Source organism: Bradyrhizobium sp. (assembly GCF_049512235.1).
Taxonomy (GTDB): domain Bacteria; phylum Pseudomonadota; class Alphaproteobacteria; order Rhizobiales; family Xanthobacteraceae; genus Bradyrhizobium.
The window spans coordinates 1-2,755 of sequence record NZ_JBEKXH010000752.1 but is presented as its reverse complement, the minus strand read 5'-3'; the positions used below and the strand labels follow the sequence as shown (position 1 = coordinate 2,755).

The window sequence follows — 2,755 nt, the reverse complement described above, 5'->3', positions numbered from 1 at the left end:
ACGAACGCTGCGGTTTCGCCTCGAGAAGCGATCCGGTGTCGGGCGACATGGAAAACTGACCCCCTTGCGACACGAGGAACTGACCCCCTGAGGAGAGGGAGGGTGCGAATCATGTCGAATAGAGAAAGCTCGCGGCGGGATTTGGAGCCGCGGGGGGAAGGGATGCTGAGGCCGGATGAGGTCGCTGCGATGGTCGAGTTGCATCGTCTGGGTTGGGGAAGCAAGCGGATCGCGGCCGAGTTCGGCTGCGCGCGCAACACGGTGAGGCGTTACCTTTCGGCGGGCGGCTGGGTGAGCTACCGTCGGCCGTTGCGCCGGCGCCGGCTTGCGGGCCTCGAGGGCTGGCTGGCGGATCGGTTTCGCCAGCACCGGGGCAACTGCGACGTGGTGCGCCAGGACCTGATGCGCGAGCACGGGCTTTTGGTGTCGCTGCGGACGCTGGAACGGGCGGCGGCGCCGCTGCGCCAGGACGTGCGCGCCGAAGCGCGGGCGACGCTGCGGTTCGAGACGCCGGCCGGCAAGCAGTTGCAGATCGATTTTGGCGAGCGGCGCGTCCCGGTCGGCGGCGAAGCGGTGCGGGTCCATTTGTTCGTGGCGACGCTCGGCTATTCGCGTCGGCCCTATGTGCGCGCCTTTCGCCACGAGCGGCAAACCGCCTGGTTCGACGGGCTGGAGGGCGCGTTCCGTCACTTTGACGGCGTGCCGCAGGAGGTGTTGCTGGACAACGCCCGCGCGCTGGTGGAGCGGCACGACGCGGCGACGCGGGCGGTGCAGTTCAACGCGCGGTTCGAGGCCTTCGCCCGCCATTGGGGATTTCGGCCGCGCGCCTGCGCGCCGTATCGGGCGCGCACGAAGGGCAAGGACGAACGCGGGGTCGGTTACGCCAAGCACAATGCGATCGCGGGTCACCGCTTCGAGAGCTGGGCGGGTCTGGAGGCGCATCTGGCCTGGTGGATGCGCGAGGTGGCGGACGTGCGCGAGCACGGCGCCACCGGGGAGACGCCGCGGCTGCGCTTCGAGCGCGACGAGGCCGCGGCGTTGCAGCCGCTGGACGGGCGCACGCCGTTCCGCCAGGTGCGCGAACTGGTGCGCAAGGTGCAGGCCGACTGCATGGTCGAGGTGGACGCCAACAGCTACAGCGTGCCGTGGCGGTTGATCGGCCAGAGCGTCGAGGTCAGCGTGGACGACGGCCGCATCCGGATTCGCCATGGCGGCCAGGAGATCGCGGCGCATGCCGAGACGGCCGGACGCAAGCAGCGGATCGTCGATCCCGCGCATTTTCACGGCGTGGCCGGGACGGCGCGTCCGATCGCCGCAGAACCGGCAGCCGAGGCTGCGCCGACCCTGCTGCGTCCGCTGGCCGAGTATGAGCAGGTCGCCGGAGGCGGCTGGTGAGGCCGGTCGAACCGGCCACGCTGACGGGGTGGCTGACCCGGCTGCATCTGACCGCCATTCGCGATCAGCTCGACAGCCTGCTCGACGAAGCGGCCCGGCAGGACCTCAGCCTGCGCGAGACGCTGGCCTTCCTGTGCGAGCGCGAGATCGCGCGGCGGGACGAACGGCGGATCGAGATGGCGGGGAAGATCGCCCACTTCCCCTGTGCGCGCGATCTCAGCGGCTTCGACTTCGCCGCCCAGCCGTCGATCGACGCCCGTCAGATCCGCGAACTGGCGGCCTGCCGCTGGGTGGCGCATGGCGAGGCGCTGCTGCTGCTGGGGCCCCCTGGCGTCGGCAAGACGCATCTGGCGATCGGGCTGGGCCGGGCGGCGATCGGCGCGGGTTATTCGGTGCTGTTCGTCAGCGCGCCGGCCTTGGTCGCCGGTCTGGCCAAGGCCCATGCGGAGGGACGGCTGGATGAGCGGCTGGGCTTCTACGCCAAGCCGAAGCTGTTGATCGTCGACGAACTCGGCTACCTGCCGTTCGAACCCGACGCCGCCCACCTGTTCTTCCAGTTGGTCTCGCGCCGCTACGAGCGCGGCAGCCTGCTGCTGACTTCGAACCGCTCGGTGGGAGAATGGGACAAGGTTTTTGGCGACCCGGTGGTGACGACGGCGATCCTGGATCGTCTGCTGCACCACAGCCAGGTGGTGACCATCCGCGGCGACAGCTACCGGCTGCGCGAGAAGCGCCGCGCCGGCCTGCTCGGCGGCCAGGCGGCGCCGGCGGCGTGACGGCGCCGGCGATAGCGTTACGTGACGAAATACAAGGGATCGACGCCGATGGGACGCAGACCCGAGGGGGACAGGGCGATGAGCGGGGCCGACCGCCAGGCGCGCTATCGCGCGCGCCACGCCACGCCGGCTCCTGCGGCGGCCCGCCCCAGGATGCGGCCTCGGGACCGCACGCGCTTGCAGCGGTGGGGCGCCGCCGTCGCCGAGATCGTGGCTTTGCAGGGCGAGTATGGGCAGTGGCTCGAAGCGCTGCCCGAAGCGCTGCGCGACACCCCTACGGGCGAAGCCCTGCAGGACATTGTCGATCTCGACCTCGAGGACCTCGTCGCCATCCAGCCGCCGCGCGGCTATGGACGCGACCAGACAGGGCCTGCGATGGGGCCCGGGCCTCGCAAACCCGTCATGCCCGTTCAGCCCGGCCGGCTCGCCGGCCGGGCTGAACGGGCATGACGGCCGCAAACGATAGGGGGTCAGTTCTTCGTGTCGCCAGGGGGTCAATTCCGGATGTCGCTTGACATATAGAGGAACGAGAGTTCGCCAGTCGCATGTGGTGAGGCCATCGGGACCGCGGCGGCGTATCTCCC

3 protein-coding genes are annotated in these 2,755 nt (G+C 70.3%); all 3 read left to right on the top strand.

The window, feature by feature from the left end; genetic code table 11:
• The first annotated feature begins 111 nt into the window (after window positions 1-111).
• The 3 genes from istA to ABSG20_RS34860 all read left to right on the top strand — a co-directional run bounded on the left by istA (window position 112) and on the right by ABSG20_RS34860 (window position 2,621).
• On the top strand, window positions 112-1,395 hold the full coding sequence (gene istA / locus ABSG20_RS34870; protein ID WP_423868974.1) for an IS21 family transposase: 1,284 nt from the start codon (window positions 112-114) through the stop codon (window positions 1,393-1,395).
• Window positions 1,392-2,171 (top strand): IS21-like element helper ATPase IstB, encoded by a 780-nt coding sequence (gene istB, locus ABSG20_RS34865; RefSeq protein ID WP_423868973.1) that lies wholly within the window; start codon window positions 1,392-1,394, stop codon window positions 2,169-2,171. The genes istA and istB overlap by 4 nt, the downstream gene beginning before the upstream one ends.
• Window positions 2,172-2,249: 78 nt before the next feature.
• Window positions 2,250-2,621: a hypothetical protein gene (locus tag ABSG20_RS34860; protein WP_423868972.1), complete on the top strand. Its 372-nt coding sequence runs from the start codon at window positions 2,250-2,252 to the stop codon at window positions 2,619-2,621.
• Window positions 2,622-2,755 lie beyond the last annotated feature (134 nt).

Coding starts and splice junctions, on each gene's coding strand:
- istA (WP_423868974.1), top strand. CDS start 112: ATGTCGAATAGAGAAAGCTCGCGGCGGGATTTGGAGCCGCGGGGGGAA.
- ABSG20_RS34860 (WP_423868972.1), top strand. CDS start 2,250: ATGAGCGGGGCCGACCGCCAGGCGCGCTATCGCGCGCGCCACGCCACG.